The organism is Corynebacterium sp. ACRQK, from assembly GCF_022345965.1.
Lineage (GTDB): Bacteria > Actinomycetota > Actinomycetes > Mycobacteriales > Mycobacteriaceae > Corynebacterium.
The window spans coordinates 12,723-27,428 of sequence record NZ_JAKRMU010000008.1; the positions used below are offsets into that span (position 1 = coordinate 12,723).

Genomic DNA, 14,706 nt, shown 5'->3' on the forward strand with positions numbered 1-14,706 from the left:
TAAGCAACTATGAGCAACTCTTCTGCCCAACAGCAGCCCGCCAGCCCCTTTGTCTCCGGTGAGGAGATGCTGGAGGCTTTCCGGCGGGGCGAACGCATGACCGTGATCGATTCGCACTGGGCGCGCACCGAAAACAGCGCCTGGGAGGCATACGTGGGGCAGCACATCCCCGGTGCCATGTTCTGTAACCCCTTGATGCATCTGGCCTCTATCCCGTCCCGTCGCAAGGGGCGCAACCCTCTGCCCGAGCCGGAGCGCCTACAGAAAAGCTTCGACGATTGGGGCATTACGGATGGTCGCCCTGTTTATATTTATGACGCCGGCGCCAACCTCTACGCGGCCCGCGCATGGTTCATTTTCCGTTGGGCAGGTGTGCAGAATGTCCGCATCCTGGACGGTGGTACCAAGTCCTGGGAGTCCGCGGGCGGCGATGTTGCTGGCGGTATCGGAGCCCTGCGCGGCCGGGGTAACGTAAAAGTGCGCCCAGGCAGTATGCCGACCCTCGACCTCGAGGAAGTGGAGCAGTGGCGTGAGGAGCGCATCCTAGTGGACGCCCGCGAGCCCTCCCGCTATTCCGGACTCAAGGAGCGATTCGACCACCAGGCGGGCCGCATCCCCGGGGCGATCAACATCCCGGTCAAGGAGCTATTCAACAACCACAGTGAGCGCGACAGCAGCGCCAGTGGCCGCGTGAAGACCCCGGAGGAGATCCGGCAGATCTTCGCCAACCACGGCGTGACCAGTGGCGACGATGTGTGCGTGTATTCCGGCTCGGGTCTGCACTCCTCCCTGCTTATCGCCGCGATGGAGTACGCTGGGCTGCCGGGTGCGACGAACTTTGTGGGAGGTTGGTCCCAATGGTCCGCTTCCGCCTCGCGCCCCATCGAGCGCGACTAAACTGCAGGAGTATGGATCCCAATTTTCCCCTGGATCCCCGTAGGCCTGGCCAGCAGCGTGAAGTGGCTGCGCAGAACTCCTCTGCGAAGTTTCCCGTTGTGACCCCGCTGGCGGGGACAGCCGTCAGCCTCGATTCCGTCCCCGACCCGGTCCTCGCCACCGGCACTGTCGGCGCCGGTGTGGCGGTGATCCCCGACGCAGGCGTGGAGGTTGTGCAGATCCTCGCGCCCATCGGGGGAGTGATGAAGCGCGTGGCGCCGAACATGTTTGTGATCCAGACGCAGTCGGTGCCCGGCGGTTCTCACGCAGAGATGCTGGCTGATCAGCCGTCGATCTTCATGCAGTTGGGGGTGGATACCGGGCGTCTCAACGGCCAGGGCTTCGACGTGCACGTCCAGGAGGGAGACCTGGTGCGTCAGGGAACTCCCGTGTGCACGTACGCTCCTCGGGAATTGGGCCGGATGGGGTTCGATCCGGTGGTGATGGTGTTGGGGTTGCAGATGGGGGCGTCAGAAATAAAGCTAGACGTGTTCTCCGGTGAGCCTGTGATGGACGGCGACAACCTGTTCTGGGTGTAAAGGGGGTGCTTGGGCAATGACACGGAGGATTTTTAGCATCCTGTCGGTGGTCGGCATGATTCTGGCACTGTCGCGGGTGGTGGAGATTTTCACGCCGCAGCAGCTGCAGAGTATCGCCGGGGTTTATTTTGCGGTGTTGGCAGTGCTGCAGGTGTGGCCACTGGCGGCCACGCAGCGCAATAGTTATGGGCATCGGCGGCACCCCGTGAACCGCCTATACACGCTGATGGGCAGCATCGGGCTGGTCGGTACGGCACTGCTGGCATTGGTGTTTTATCTGTCTTCGCCGATCTGGCTGGTGGTTATCGCGGGGTCGCTGATGATCGTGGGGATCGTCGGCGCGGCGGTGCTGGCGCTGTTCGCTGCGCCATGGGACGACTGGTCCACCCGCCGTGGGCGTGACGTCGATGACGAACTTTTTCTGCGCGACGACGAACCCGTGGAGGTTGTCTGGGATAAGAGCTTCCGGACTTAATTCGGACTTAAGCGGCGCGGGGCTGGCGCTGGCGGGGCGGCGCTGGCTGGGTGGCATGCGCCTATAGACCATGCTTCCGGTTGATCAGCCAGTGCATTGCTGAAGTCGGCAGAACGCGCGACAGTGGGAAGACCACCGGCGCCATCGAGCCGGTCGCGTACAGCGGCTTGGGGCGGGCGGCGGTGATGGGCTTTAGGTTTTCCTCAGCCACGCGTTCGGCGGAGATACCGTTGGCCTCGTTGTTATCCAGGTTCGTCAACATGGTAGTGAACTCCGCGCCGTAGGGCCCTTGCAAGTCCACATACTTCGTGCGCCGCGTGGATAGTCCAGTGTTGATGGAGCCGGGTTCCACCACGGATATGCCCACGCCGAAGGGCTGGACCTCGCGCCGGGCGGCGAAGGCGAATCCCTTGATGGCGGCTTTGGAGGCGACGTAACTGCTGCGGTAGGCCAGCGGGAAGCTACCCAGCATGGAGCCGACCATCACGATGCGCCCGAACTCTTGTTCGCGCATTGTCGGGAGGATTTTCTTTGTGACGCCCACTTGTCCCAGAACGTTGATCTCAAATAGACGGTGCAGGGCATCGTCGGGGAGCTCTTCCAGTGGGCCAGATTGGCTTTCGCCAGCGTTGTTTACCAGCACGGTCGGTGGGCCGAGGGCGAGGGCGCGGGTTGCGAACTCGTCGATGCTGGCGGGGTCTTCGAGGTCGAGGGGTAGGTAATCCACCCCGTCGATGGGGTCGGTGATGTTGTCGGGGTTGCGGCTGGTGCCGATGATGCGGTCGGGGACGTAAGTGCCTGCGCCGCTGCTGGATCTGAGCTCCGCGAGGGAGGCAACGGTTGCCCGGCCGATGCCGGAGGAGGCGCCGGTGACGATGGCCACTCCGCCGTTGACGGCGGGAAGTGGGCGAGAAGGGAAGGGGAGGATGCTGAAAAGTTTTGCCATGCTCATTATTTTGGCTGCTGGAATGGGGGGATGCGGGCGGAATGAGATTTTCCGCATTGTCAGGATTCTTTAGTGATCCGTCGCACTACGGCTATGATGTGGGAGAAAACTGCATACATTTTTGCCGCTTTTAGCTGTGGTGGGAGAGGCTCGGCGCTAGCCACGCGCCGGCCGCCGACGGAGCAAATCCTCCCCGGGACACTCTCAGGCCCCAAGTACCGTCACAGTGAGGCAACTCTGGAAAGACCTGCGCGCAGTCGTGTGCACGCGGGCGCCGAAGGAGAAAAGCCGGGTTGACCGGGTGAAGCTCTCAGGCACAAGCGACAGAGTGGGGAGGACTCCTTTTAACGACCGTGCACTTACGACCGGAAAGTCCCTATAAAGCTATGTCTTCTGCAGCTACTCGCCGTAATTCAGCCCCCTTCGTTCAGCGCCACATCGGCCCGAACCAGGCCGATACCCAGGAGATCCTCGAATACCTGGGCTACGAATCTTCCGTCGCGCTGGCCGACGATGCCCTCCCGAAGTCCATCCGCCAGGCCGGCCCGATCGGCCTGCCGGAGGCGCTGGATGAGGCGGATACCCTGGCCGCCCTGCGTGCTTACGCTGACAAGAACGTGCAGAAGCAGCAGCTGATCGGCAATGGCTACTTCGACACGATCACCCCGGCCGTGATCCGCCGCAACGTGGTGGAGAATCCGGGCTGGTACACCGCCTACACCCCCTACCAGCCGGAGATCTCTCAGGGCCGCCTTGAGGCTCTGCTGAACTTCCAGACGATGGTGCAGGACCTGACCGGCCTGCCGGTGGCTGGCGCTTCTCTGCTGGACGAGGCCACCGCCGTGGCCGAGGCCGTGCAGCTGATGGCTCGCGGCAATGCGAAGGCCGCCAAGAAGGGCGGCGTGGTGCTGCTGGATTCCTCCCTGCACCAGCAGTCCATCACCGTGACCCTGGCTCGCGCTGAGGCTGCGGGCATCCCGGTGGAGGTCGTGGACCTGGACGGCGAGGACGGCGCCGGCGAGAGCGCTGCCGCCGCTTTCGAGGGGTGCGAGAACCTCGTCGGCGTGGTGCTTTCCAACCCCGGCTCTACCGGTCGCATGCGCGACCTGTCCAGCCTGATCTCCGCGGCGAAGGAGACCGGCGCGCTGGTGACGGTTGACTGTGACCTGCTGGCTCAGGTTCTGGTGACCTCCCCGGGCTCCCAGGGCGCGGACATCGCCGTCGGCTCCGCCCAGCGCTTCGGCGTGCCGCTGTTCTTCGGTGGCCCGCACGCGGGCTTTATCTCCTGCACCGAAGCTCTGCAGCGTAAGCTGCCGGGCCGCATCGTGGGTGTATCCGTGGATGCCGAGGGCACCCCGGCTTACCGCCTGGCTCTGCAGACCCGTGAGCAGCACATTCGCCGCGATAAGGCCACCAGTAACATCTGTACTGCTCAGGCTCTGCTGGCCGTCGTCGCCGGTTTCTACGCGGTCTGGCACGGTCCGGCCGGCCTGCGCGCCATCGCCGAGGGTGTGCACGCCCGCGCGACTGCCCTGGCCGTTGCCCTGACTGAGGCTGGCCTGACGCTGGCGCACGATACCTTCTTCGATACCGTCACCGTTGACGTGTCTGATTCTTCTCTTGGGGACGCCCCCACGGCTCTGCGCGCTGCAGCCGAGGCAGGCTACAACCTGCGCCAGGTTAACGATTCCTTCGTCGGCATCTCTGTCGGCGAGTCCACCACGGATGAGGACATCGCTAAGCTGATCGAGGTGCTGGGTTCCCGCACCGGCGGGGTCAACTCCGCGGGCTTCGACGTCACCGCCGGCCCGCTGGGCGAGGCCGGCGTGCTGCGCTCGGAGGACGAGGAGATCCTGACCCACCCGATCTTCACCGCCATCACCTCCGAAACCCAGATGATGCGCTACATGCGCAAGCTGGCCGACCGCGACCTGGCGCTGGATCGCACGATGATCCCTCTGGGTTCCTGCACCATGAAGCTGAACGCGGCTTCCTCCATGGAGCCGATCACCTGGCCGGGCTTTGCTGGAATCCACCCGCACGCCCCGGCCGAGCAGGCGCAGGGCTGGCTGGAGCTCATCGAGGACCTTGAGGAGCGCCTGGCAAAGATCACCGGCTATGCCAAGGTTTCTGTCCAGCCGAACGCGGGCTCCCAGGGTGAGTTCGCCGGACTGCTGGCGATCCACCGCTACCACCAGTCCCGTGGTGACGACCAGCGCGACATCGTGCTGATCCCGGCCTCCGCGCACGGCACCAACGCTGCTTCTGCAGCACTGGCGGGCCTGAAGGTCGTGGCCGTGAAGAACGCCGAGGACGGCTCCATCGACGTGCCGGACTTGGAGGCCAAGCTGGAGAAGTACGGCGAGCAGACCGCCGCCATCATGTTGACCTACCCCTCCACCCACGGTGTGTTCGAGGAGCAGGTACGCGACGTCTGCCAGAAGGTTCACGACGCTGGCGGCCAGGTGTACGTCGACGGCGCTAACCTGAACGCCCTGGTCGGCCTGGCCCAGCCGGGCGAGTTCGGCGGCGACGTTTCCCACCTGAACCTGCACAAGACCTTCACCATCCCGCACGGTGGTGGCGGCCCGGGTGTGGGCCCGGTGTGCGTGGCAGAGCACCTGATCCCGTTCCTGCCCACCGACCCGAACGCCGACGTCGTCGCGGGCGATGCTGCACTGCAGACCGGCCAGCCGGTCTCCGGCGCACAGTACGGCTCCGCTGGCGTGCTGCCGATCACCTGGTCCTACATCGCCCAGATGGGTGACGAGGGCCTGACCGAGGCCTCCCGTATGGCCCTGGTGAACGCCAACTACGTTTCCCGCAAGCTGGAGGACTACTTCCCGACGCTGTACAAGGGCGACACCGGCCTGGTGGCTCACGAGTGCATCCTGGACCTGCGCGAGCTGACGAAGGCCTCCGGTATCACCGCCGAGGACGTCTCCAAGCGCCTGATGGACTTCGGCTTCCACGCCCCGACCCTGGCCTTCCCGGTCGCCGGCACCCTGATGATGGAGCCCACCGAGTCGGAGGACAAGGAAGAGCTGGACCGCTTCATCGAAGCGATGATCACCATCCACGGGGAGATTCAGGAAGTTATCGACGGCAAGGTCACCGCCGAGCAGTCCGTTCTGCGCCACGCGCCGTTTACCGCCTATTCTGTTGTGCGGGACGACTTTGAGGAAGCTGTATCCGGTGGTCACTTCAGCCGTGCCAAGGCCGCATACCCGGTGGCCAGCCTGCGACACACCAAGTACTTCACCCCCGTGCGTCGTATCGACAACGCCTATGGCGACCGCAATCTCGTGTGCACCTGCCCGCCCCTGGAAGATTTCGCGATTAACGAGGACTAGGGTCCGCTGGGGCTAAAGGGCGTCACAAAGAGAAGAAGGAGAACAAGACATGACCGAACTAAAGAAGACCGCGCTGCACCTGGTGCACGAGAAGCTGGGCGCGCGATTTACCGACTTCGGCGGCTGGGACATGCCTCTGAAGTACAGCAGTGAGCTGGACGAGCACCACGCTGTACGCAACGCCGTGGGCGTATTCGACCTCTCCCACATGGGTGAGGTTCGCGTAACCGGGCCGCAGGCGGCGGAGTTCCTGGACCACGCGCTGATTTCCAAGCTGTCGGCCGTGAAGATCGGCAAGGCGAAGTACTCGATGATCTGCACCGAATCCGGTGGCATCATCGACGACCTGATCACCTACCGCCTGGGCGAAAACGAGTTCCTGATCGTGCCGAACGCGGGCAACGTGGACAACGTGGTTTCTGCGCTGCAGGGGCGCACCGAGGGCTTCGACGTGGAGGTTAACAACGAGTCCGATGCGACCTCCATGATCGCCGTGCAGGGTCCGAAGGCCGCGCAGGCGATGCTGGAGATCGTGGAGAACGTGGTGGACGCACCCGAGGCATCCGGCGCGGGCGAGACCGTTGCCGAGGCTATCGAGGGGCTGGGCTACTACGCTGCATTCAGCGGTGTTGCCGCAGGTCAGCCCGTGCTGGTGGCCCGCACCGGCTACACCGGCGAGGATGGTTTCGAGCTGATCGTGGCTAACGACGGCGCGGAGATCGTGTGGGCCAAGGCCATGGACCAGGCCGCGCAGCTGGGTGGCCTGCCGTGTGGCCTGGCCTGCCGCGACACCCTGCGCCTGGAGGCAGGCATGCCGCTGTACGGCAACGAACTATCGCTGAAGCTCACCCCGGTCGACGCTGGTCTGGGCATTCTTGCGGCGACGAAGTCGAAGGACTCTTTCGTTGGTCGTGACGCCATCGTTTCCGCCAAGGAAAAGGGCACCCAGCAGGTGCTTGTCGGGCTGGCCGGCGAAGGCCGTCGCGCTGCCCGTGGGGGATACGAGGTGTTCGCAGGAGAGAGCGAGAAGGCCATCGGTGCCGTGACCTCCGGTGCGCTGTCGCCGACGTTGGGCCACCCGGTGGCACTGGCGTACGTCGCGAAGTCCGCCGTTTCCTCCGGTGCGGCCGCCGAGGGTGCGACCGTGGAGGTAGACATCCGCGGCAAGCGCTTCGAATACAAGGTCGTAGCGCTGCCCTTTTACTCCCGCGAGAAATAACAGCCAGCGTCTCGAGCAATGGTGCTTCGCACATCTGAAGCAGCCAGCGCCGGCAGCTTCAGGTGACCGCTGCGGATCGTGGGGCAGCGCGGAGGACGGTGGGCTTTCCCAACCCGGCTTCTTTAGACGGTGCCGGACTCTTCAGCGTCGTAGCGTTGCTGGGCAGTTTCGATAGCGCCCATGTTGTTTTCTGCCCAGGAACGCAAGGCCATGATGGGGGTTACCAATGACTCACCAAGGGGAGTGAGACGGTAATCCACCCGTGGGGGAATGGAAGCGGTGACTTCTCGCAGAGCAAGTCCATCGCGTTCGAGGTTGCGCAGAGTTTGCGTCAGCATCTTCTCGCTGATCCCCGCGATCTCTTCCCTGATCTGGGAATACCGTAAAGTGCGACCGCTCAAGGTGGTGAGCACGAGAGTCACCCATTTACTGCCGATCGTGTCCAAAAGTTTACGGCTGGGGCAGTCTTTCATGAATACGTTGTATTCAATTTTGCGGTTTTTTCGGCGCTGAGAAGCACTCTGGGTGGCCATTGGGGGATCCTCCGGAGATTCTCTTCAGACCATTTGAGTGGCGTGAACAGGAAACTTACTAGCGGGTGCGAACCCGACTTTGAAGTAAGTACTTACCAGAAGAGAGTAGCAATATTATGGTGAGTTTGTCCATCGCGAAGAATTCCGAATTTAGAGGCCGGTTTCGGTTTTCGAGATGGCGTGTGCCGATTCGTGTGCGCACGTGGCATATGTACACCCCGCTATAGAAAGGACCTTCCCCATGAAGGCAATCATCTCCGTCCCAAACACCCCTGAACCACAGCTGGTCGACCGTGATATTCCACGCCCTGCACAGGGCGAGCTACTCGTTCAAGTTTTCGCCTCCACCGTCAATCCTGTCGATGCGTTGTCCCCATCTGCAGACGGCAGGGCAGCATTTGGTCTTCAGAGTGATTTCGGATTGGGCTGGGAATTTTCCGGAGTAGTTGCCGAGTCCACGCACCCTTCGATCCTCCCGGGTGTCAAAGTCATCGGCTTAACTCCGACTATTGGTAACCCGCTGGCTGCGCATTCCCAGTACATCAACGTCAATGCGGACCAGCTAGCCCTGATGCCGGACAACATTTCTTTCGTCGACGCAGCAACGATCCCACTCAATGGCCTCACGGCTTTGCAGTTTTTGGAATTGCTGGATGAGCCAGCAGGCCGGGATCTCCTCATCACCGGTGCAGCGGGCGCCGTTGGAGGTTACGCTCTCGAGCTGGCTAAGGCCTCGGGAAAGTGGGATCGCGTTTACGGCCTAGCTAGGGAAGACGACCGTCAGTTTGTGGAAAAGCGCGGCGCGCACCTTGTCACTTCTCTCGAGCGCCTCATCAGTAGTGGCTTTCAGGTAGGTGCGGTGCTCGATGCTGCCACTATCCCCGATGTGGTCCTGCCGGCTATTTCGGATAACGGCAACTACGTCGGCGTGCTACCTGCTTTCCCGGTGGATGCGCCGCGTGCAATCACTTCGCGATCCGTCCACGTCCACTCTGACCCCGATGCGCTCGCGCATCTGGTGGACCTCGTTAACGACGGGGCATTGATTCCACGCGTGGATCGTACCTACGACGCTGAACTGGAATACCTACGGGCATGGGAGCGACTGGCAACTCCAGGTATCCGTGGCCGCCAGGTGCTCGTGTGGAAGTAACTACTCAGGCACGGGTGCAAGAACTATTGTGGCATTGTCACCTGAGAGTGGCTTAGGACTCGCGTCATTCGTGTAAGGTACCCAGGTGAGTCAAAAGTTTTTCTGACTAGGCGCTCGGCCGTCGCGGCTGGCCTCTGAACAGCGAATTCAACCGAGTGCCCACCTGCGAAGCTAACAACGCTAAGGAGCTAACACACATGTCTGCACTGCCAACCGATTTCCTGTACTCCGAGGAGCACGAGTGGGTTAACACCTCCGCCGTCGTGGAAGGCGAGACCGTGCGCGTGGGCATTACCCACATCGCTGCTGAGGCGCTGGGCGATATCGTGTTCGTCGAGCTGCCGGAGGTTGGCTCCGAGGTCGAGGCTGGAGAGGCTTTCGGCGAGGTTGAGTCCACCAAGTCCGTTTCCGACATCTACGCACCGGTTTCCGGCGAGATCGTGGCTGTGAACGAGGCGCTGGAGGACAACGCTGGCCTGATTAACGAGGACCCCTACGGCGAGGGCTGGCTGTACGAGGTCAAGGTGACCGAGGCTGGCGAGCTGATGGAGGCTGAGGCTTACCAGGCGGCTAACGAGTAAAACAAGACCCTATGGTCGGTTCCATGTTCGCGTTAATTCTCGGCTTGGCCCTGTTGGGCCTCGCCGTGTGGTTACTGCTGCGCGCAAAGAATAACGACGCAGCCGGTGGCACCGACGGGTATGACGGGGGGAATTCATACGGGGACGCGGGTTGGTCCCCGGATGAGGACTATGAGTGGTCCGAGCTGGAGGGGGCTGAGAGTGATCTGGGGGACGACCCGGAGGGCGACTTCGAAGGCGACTCTGAGGGCGACGAATGGCCCGCGGAGGAAAGCGGCGAGTGGACCGAAGCGGATGACGAAGAATGGTCCGCAGCATGGGACGGCCCACAGTTCGATTCGTGGTCCGGGGACGAAGACGACCCAGGCGAATATACCGTCGAATACCCGGTAGAAGATGCGGACGATGATCTAGACGAGAGCTCCGCTGAGGGCTGGGCAGAGGAACCGTCGGAGGATCGGTCCGAAGCTGAGACTGCAGAAGAGGAAGGCGCCGTTTCCCCCGCGCCCACGCCTGCGTCCGGGCCCGCGTCAGCAATGGCGGCTTTCGGTTTTCCCCGGAGGCGGCGTCGCCAATGGGCGACCGACAACGGCTTCGAGTACACGAAGGAAGACGGCGAAGTCGCGCGCGATTGGCCCATCGCTCTCCTGGGGGATCAGCGACGCGGAGTACCGACCCTGCGTGAGGTTGTCAGCGGCTTCGTCGACGGGCACCAGGTACACATCGGCGACGTTGGATCGTCCACGCTGTTGGCCATGCGCCGGGCGGAAGCATCACCAGTTCAGGTGCTGTATTCCGCTGATGGTGCGCAGCCCGCTGGCATGCGCCGCACCGACCTGTTGGACCAGCCCCCGTTCGCCGCATACACCACCGACGTCCGCGCGCTGGACCGCATGTTGGACGCCCGCGTGGAGGACTCTCTAGCCGCACTGTCTCAGGTCGCTCGCGACGTGGCGTGGGGGCAGAACTGGACGGTCGTGCGGATTTCCCGCAAGCTCGATTTCCATGTGTGGCAGGAGATCCTGCCGCGGCTGCGCTCCCTGGTGGACGCCGCGATGGTGCTGCCCCCGGCGCAGACCAGCGCGCCGCTGGAGATGCTGTCTGCCGACCAGTTGCGTCCCCTGCCGGGCGGTCCGCTGCAGGTGAACACCGCCGACCCGGTGAACCAGGAGGAGATCGAGGAACAGGCCGCCGAGACCTCCTCCCGCCGCGCGGCACACTTGCGGGCCGTGCCCGACGGCACTGCGGATGACGCTGAGGATGCCGCTGCGGTTGGCGCTGCCGATACTAGCGCCGAAGGTGGCGACGCCACCGCCTCCGCCGCAGATTCCAACTTCACGCAAGACAGCACTGCCCGCACCGAAGAAGCCGCCGCGCATGCGGAAGTGCCGAACCCGGAGCGGCCCGACATCACCCGCCCCGCCGAGCCGGTGACCTTCCCCTCCCGTACGCACACCCGCTGGGAAGGCGGAGACCCGGACAGCTTCGACAGCTTCGCCGTGGGCGACTACGACGACCCCGCGGAGGATGACGACCTCCACGCGGGGCGGCGACGCCGCCGCGACGGAGGCATCCCGCGCCTGGGCGAAGACCCCGAGCACATGAGCTCGCACAACTCGCAATACGCGCAGGTCATCCGCGTCGAGGCGGAAGAGGCCACCATCTTCGAGGAGTTCGAGGAGACTAAGTCCACTGAAGTGCGCCTGTCTCCAGTGACGCAGCGTCGGCGGAGCGGTGGGCGTCATCGCGCGCCAGAGGCACGCCACGCCCGCCCCGAACCCATCGAACCGATCGAGTACGAAACCGTCGACGGCGAGGTCGTCGAAGACGACCAGCAGTAAGCCCCGCCGGGCACAGACAACGGCACAGACAAAAAGGAGCAACCGAAATGATCGATGAAGCCAAGAAACAGCGCCTCGCCGAGCTCGTCAAGGAGCTGGCGGTAGTGCACGGGCGAGTGACCCTTTCCTCTGGCAAGGAGGCCGACTACTACGTCGACCTGCGTCGCGCGACCCTGCACCACGAGGCATCGCCGCTGATCGGCGAGCTGCTGCGCGAATTGACCGCCGACTGGGACTACGCGCACGTCGGCGGGCTGACTCTGGGCGCGGACCCGGTGGCGACGGCGATCATGCACGCGGACGGTAACCCCATCGACGCCTTCGTCGTGCGCAAGGAAGCCAAGAAGCATGGCATGCAGCGCCGCATCGAAGGCCCGGATATTGAGGGCAAGCGGGTGCTGATCGTCGAGGACACGACCACCACGGGCAACTCCCCGCTGACTGCTGTCGCCGCTGCCCGTGAGGCTGGCGCAACCGTCGTTGGCGTGGCCACCGTCGTGGATCGCGCGACCGGCGCCAAGGATGTTATTGAGGCCGAGGGGGTCGAGTACCGCTCTCTGCTGGGCCTGTCCGACCTGGGGCTTTCCTAGGTATTTTTGATGACGCCCACTTCCCCCGAATCACACGATAAACCCGGACCGACGGAGTGGTTGGAGCATCCCCGAGGGGTGCGCAGCTGGGAAGAAGAACACCCAGACCAGCCCCGCCCGACGGATCCGCGCTTCGACCCCGAGCTGCTGGATGTCGGGGACACACGCAATGTGGTGGATGCCTACCGGTACTGGAAGCAGTCCGCGATCATTGCGGATATTGATACCCGCCGGCATGCGGTGCACATCGCCATTGAAAACTTCGAAAACGACTCGAACATTGGCACCGTCGTGCGGACTGCGAACGCCTTCGCGGTGGATACCGTGCACATTGTTGGACGGCGGCGCTGGAACCGGCGCGGGGCGATGGTAACCGACCGCTACCAGCACTTACAGCATCATGCGACGGTGGGGGAGGTGCTGGAATTCGCCGCCCGGGAGGGGCTAGTTGTGGTGGCGGTGGATAACACCCCGGGGTGCGTGCCGCTGGAATCCGCGGAACTTCCGGAGCGGTGCTTGCTGCTGTTTGGCCAGGAAGGGCCGGGTGTGACCCAGGAGGCGCAAGATGCTGCGCGGATGACGGTTTCTATTGCTCAGTTTGGTTCGACGCGGTCCATTAACGCCGGAGTGGCGGCGGGGATTGCGATGCATGCGTGGATCCGCCAGCACGCGGACCTATCTGAGGCCTGGTAAATGAGGTGTCTCCAGGTCTGGAATGTGGGGATTTCGTGGACCTGGAAGGTGGGAGGGGGGCTAGGCTTTGCTGCTCTACGGACTGTGTTTTCCCGTAAGTGTCGGAAAATTGGTAATTCGTGAATTTGGGCATTGTCTCCAAACTGTAAAAACTCTCTGACCTGCATGTTTGTATAAATAGAAAGCATTGCCATTAACAAATTGCAAGCTTTGCGACATTTGACTGCTGGGTAACGGCATTTGGGAGATGAGCCACGGGTTTTGGGTAGTGGGAAGCGGGATTTGGGAGATGAGCTGCGGGATTTGGCTGGCGGGCAGCGCAGTTCCGGAGGAGGGCTAGACTGTTTTGCAGAGCGCTACAACCGAGTGAGGTGTGCAGAGTGTTTAATCTTCCCGGCAAGAAGAAACGGGGTAGTAAGGCGGCGCAGGGATCTGCCGCTGGACAGACGGAGGAAGCTGGACAAGCAGAGGCGACCAAACCCCCCAATCCCAACCAGGAGATCATCGAGCGCTGGGACCACCGCGCGGACCTCGCCTACCAGGCTGTTTACGAGCGCCACGCCAGCCGCCTCTGGGGCATTCCGCGCACCACGATGGGAGTTATCGCTTGGCCGCCGACCACTCGCGACCGCATGTTCGTCCGCTGGCACTACTGGTGGCAAGCTCATTACATCGACAATCTCATCGATGCCGCCATCCGCCGCCCCACCCGCTCCCGGATGGTCGCCATACGCCGCCACCTCCGCGCCATGCGCATCCGCAACCTTCGCCCCCTGACCGCCAACCACTACTACGACGACAAAGCGTGGCTGGCTCTGGCCCTACAGCGGGTGGCGAACACTCCGAAGATCCAGGCAAAACTCGGCACCCCTCGCGAGCTGGAACCTCTGGTGGAGAACATTTTCGAGGGTGTGGATAGCCTCACGGGCGTGTTGCCGTGGCGCACGCAGGAGACTTTCTACAACGTCCCCACCAACGGCCCTGCCGCCATCCTCGCCGCGCGCAATGGCGATATCGAGACGGCGGAGCGCCTGATCGACTGGACCTTCGACAACCTCATTAACGAAGACGGCCTGGTCATGGATGGTATCCACATGCGGATGGCCGGCCCGGAACCCGTCACGGCGGTGCATCCTTATTGTCAGGGCGTGATGATCGGCGCGTGCGTGGAGCTCGCCCTCGCGCGCAGGCGTGCGGCTGGGGTGGAGGACCGCACGGTTTCAGATGTGGGCGTCAAAGAAATAACCCGCGTTCATGGTCTGCTCCGCGCGATCGAGGTGCACCTTACCGACCGCGATGGTGCGATCAATGCGCGCACTACGGGTGGTGACGGCGGACTGTTTAATGGCATTCTTGCGCGTTATCTTTCTCTTGTTGTGGAGTGTTTGCCGACGCCAGGTCGGCACGGCACGGAGGCTGTGGCCATAGCCCGGCGGATTGTGCTGGCGACAGCCGAGCAGGTGTGGCGTTTCCGCCTGGAGGTCGATGGGCTGCCGGTGTTCTCTGCCGATTGGTCGAAGGATGCGACAATGCCGCAGGCCGGAGGATTGGTAGGCGCGACAATAGCGGGAGCAGTGGCGAGCTCCGATATTGCGGAGCGGGATCTATCTGTCCAGCTTTCCGGGTGGATGCTGATGGAGGCGGTGGCGCGCACCATCGTGGCGGAGTGACGCTCGAGTGGTGGGCGAGTAGCGAGAGACGGGTAGACGAGCGGCGAGAGGCAGTGTGCAGAGAGGGCACGTGGACATAAGGGGGAGTGCTCGCCGGAGTGACTGCACGGCGTTGAATTTGTGGGCATAATTGTGGGCGGAGACTTACCTGCCCTATTCCAAGGAATTGAAGGAGCA

General features: G+C 63.1%; 13 protein-coding genes and 1 riboswitch. Of the genes, 11 read left to right on the forward strand and 2 right to left on the reverse strand.

Features of this window, described 5'->3' with window-relative positions:
- Window positions 1-9: 9 nt before the first annotated feature.
- The 3 genes from MHX63_RS08845 to MHX63_RS08855 are packed head-to-tail and all read left to right on the forward strand — an operon-like array spanning window position 10 to window position 1,950.
- A complete protein-coding gene (locus tag MHX63_RS08845) occupies window positions 10-897 on the forward strand; it encodes a sulfurtransferase (protein WP_239388208.1) in 888 nt (295 codons plus the stop codon).
- Between the two features lie 11 nt (window positions 898-908).
- A complete protein-coding gene (locus MHX63_RS08850; RefSeq protein WP_239388210.1) occupies window positions 909-1,475 on the forward strand; it encodes a PTS glucose transporter subunit IIA in 567 nt (188 codons plus the stop codon).
- Window positions 1,476-1,491: 16 nt separating this feature from the next.
- The gene (locus MHX63_RS08855) at window positions 1,492-1,950 is read left to right on the forward strand and encodes a hypothetical protein (protein ID WP_239388212.1); all 459 of its coding nucleotides are present in this window, start codon (window positions 1,492-1,494) and stop codon (window positions 1,948-1,950) included.
- A gap of 61 nt (window positions 1,951-2,011) precedes the next feature.
- Here the strand turns inward: MHX63_RS08855 and MHX63_RS08860 are convergent, their stop codons facing one another.
- Entirely contained in the window at window positions 2,012-2,896 is an 885-nt protein-coding gene (locus tag MHX63_RS08860) for an SDR family oxidoreductase (RefSeq protein WP_239388214.1), read from the reverse strand.
- A gap of 227 nt (window positions 2,897-3,123) precedes the next feature.
- A riboswitch (glycine riboswitch) is annotated at window positions 3,124-3,233 on the forward strand.
- A 49-nt stretch (window positions 3,234-3,282) separates the two neighbouring features.
- Here MHX63_RS08860 and gcvP point away from each other — a divergent pair.
- On the forward strand, window positions 3,283-6,249 hold the full coding sequence (gene gcvP, locus MHX63_RS08865; RefSeq protein WP_239388216.1) for an aminomethyl-transferring glycine dehydrogenase: 2,967 nt from the start codon (window positions 3,283-3,285) through the stop codon (window positions 6,247-6,249).
- A gap of 49 nt (window positions 6,250-6,298) precedes the next feature.
- The gene (gcvT, locus tag MHX63_RS08870) at window positions 6,299-7,468 is read left to right on the forward strand and encodes a glycine cleavage system aminomethyltransferase GcvT (RefSeq protein WP_239388218.1); all 1,170 of its coding nucleotides are present in this window, start codon (window positions 6,299-6,301) and stop codon (window positions 7,466-7,468) included.
- Between the two features lie 122 nt (window positions 7,469-7,590).
- Here the strand turns inward: gcvT and MHX63_RS08875 are convergent, their stop codons facing one another.
- Window positions 7,591-8,001: a helix-turn-helix domain-containing protein gene (locus tag MHX63_RS08875; RefSeq protein ID WP_239388220.1), complete on the reverse strand. Its 411-nt coding sequence runs from the start codon at window positions 7,999-8,001 to the stop codon at window positions 7,591-7,593.
- A gap of 241 nt (window positions 8,002-8,242) precedes the next feature.
- On the opposite strand from MHX63_RS08875, the gene MHX63_RS08880 reads away from it, so the two are divergent.
- The 6 genes from MHX63_RS08880 (at window position 8,243) to MHX63_RS08905 (ending at window position 14,529) form a co-directional block, all read left to right on the forward strand.
- Entirely contained in the window at window positions 8,243-9,154 is a 912-nt protein-coding gene (locus MHX63_RS08880; RefSeq protein ID WP_239388222.1) for a hypothetical protein, read from the forward strand.
- Window positions 9,155-9,351: 197 nt separating this feature from the next.
- A complete protein-coding gene (gene gcvH / locus MHX63_RS08885) occupies window positions 9,352-9,735 on the forward strand; it encodes a glycine cleavage system protein GcvH (protein ID WP_239388224.1) in 384 nt (127 codons plus the stop codon).
- Between the two features lie 23 nt (window positions 9,736-9,758).
- Window positions 9,759-11,576 carry a hypothetical protein gene (locus MHX63_RS08890; protein WP_239388226.1) on the forward strand — a complete coding sequence of 606 codons (1,818 nt, stop codon included), beginning with the start codon at window positions 9,759-9,761 and terminating at the stop codon, window positions 11,574-11,576.
- A gap of 47 nt (window positions 11,577-11,623) precedes the next feature.
- A complete protein-coding gene (gene pyrE / locus MHX63_RS08895) occupies window positions 11,624-12,166 on the forward strand; it encodes an orotate phosphoribosyltransferase (protein ID WP_239388228.1) in 543 nt (180 codons plus the stop codon).
- A gap of 9 nt (window positions 12,167-12,175) precedes the next feature.
- Window positions 12,176-12,859: a TrmH family RNA methyltransferase gene (locus MHX63_RS08900; protein ID WP_239388230.1), complete on the forward strand. Its 684-nt coding sequence runs from the start codon at window positions 12,176-12,178 to the stop codon at window positions 12,857-12,859.
- Between the two features lie 380 nt (window positions 12,860-13,239).
- Window positions 13,240-14,529, forward strand: a complete 1,290-nt coding sequence (locus tag MHX63_RS08905) for a glycoside hydrolase family 76 protein (protein WP_239388232.1) — start codon at window positions 13,240-13,242, stop codon at window positions 14,527-14,529.
- The last annotated feature ends 177 nt before the right edge of the window (window positions 14,530-14,706 follow it).

Excerpts from the sequence above, each read along its gene's own strand:
- MHX63_RS08845 (WP_239388208.1), top strand. The coding sequence starts at position 10 with ATGAGCAACTCTTCTGCCCAACAGCAGCCCGCCAGCCCCTTTGTCTCC.
- MHX63_RS08850 (WP_239388210.1), top strand. The coding sequence starts at position 909 with ATGGATCCCAATTTTCCCCTGGATCCCCGTAGGCCTGGCCAGCAGCGT.
- MHX63_RS08855 (WP_239388212.1), top strand. The coding sequence starts at position 1,492 with ATGACACGGAGGATTTTTAGCATCCTGTCGGTGGTCGGCATGATTCTG.
- MHX63_RS08860 (WP_239388214.1), bottom strand. The coding sequence starts at position 2,896 with ATGGCAAAACTTTTCAGCATCCTCCCCTTCCCTTCTCGCCCACTTCCC.
- gcvP (WP_239388216.1), top strand. The coding sequence starts at position 3,283 with ATGTCTTCTGCAGCTACTCGCCGTAATTCAGCCCCCTTCGTTCAGCGC.
- gcvT (WP_239388218.1), top strand. The coding sequence starts at position 6,299 with ATGACCGAACTAAAGAAGACCGCGCTGCACCTGGTGCACGAGAAGCTG.
- MHX63_RS08875 (WP_239388220.1), bottom strand. The coding sequence starts at position 8,001 with ATGGCCACCCAGAGTGCTTCTCAGCGCCGAAAAAACCGCAAAATTGAA.
- MHX63_RS08880 (WP_239388222.1), top strand. The coding sequence starts at position 8,243 with ATGAAGGCAATCATCTCCGTCCCAAACACCCCTGAACCACAGCTGGTC.
- gcvH (WP_239388224.1), top strand. The coding sequence starts at position 9,352 with ATGTCTGCACTGCCAACCGATTTCCTGTACTCCGAGGAGCACGAGTGG.
- MHX63_RS08890 (WP_239388226.1), top strand. The coding sequence starts at position 9,759 with ATGTTCGCGTTAATTCTCGGCTTGGCCCTGTTGGGCCTCGCCGTGTGG.
- pyrE (WP_239388228.1), top strand. The coding sequence starts at position 11,624 with ATGATCGATGAAGCCAAGAAACAGCGCCTCGCCGAGCTCGTCAAGGAG.
- MHX63_RS08900 (WP_239388230.1), top strand. The coding sequence starts at position 12,176 with ATGACGCCCACTTCCCCCGAATCACACGATAAACCCGGACCGACGGAG.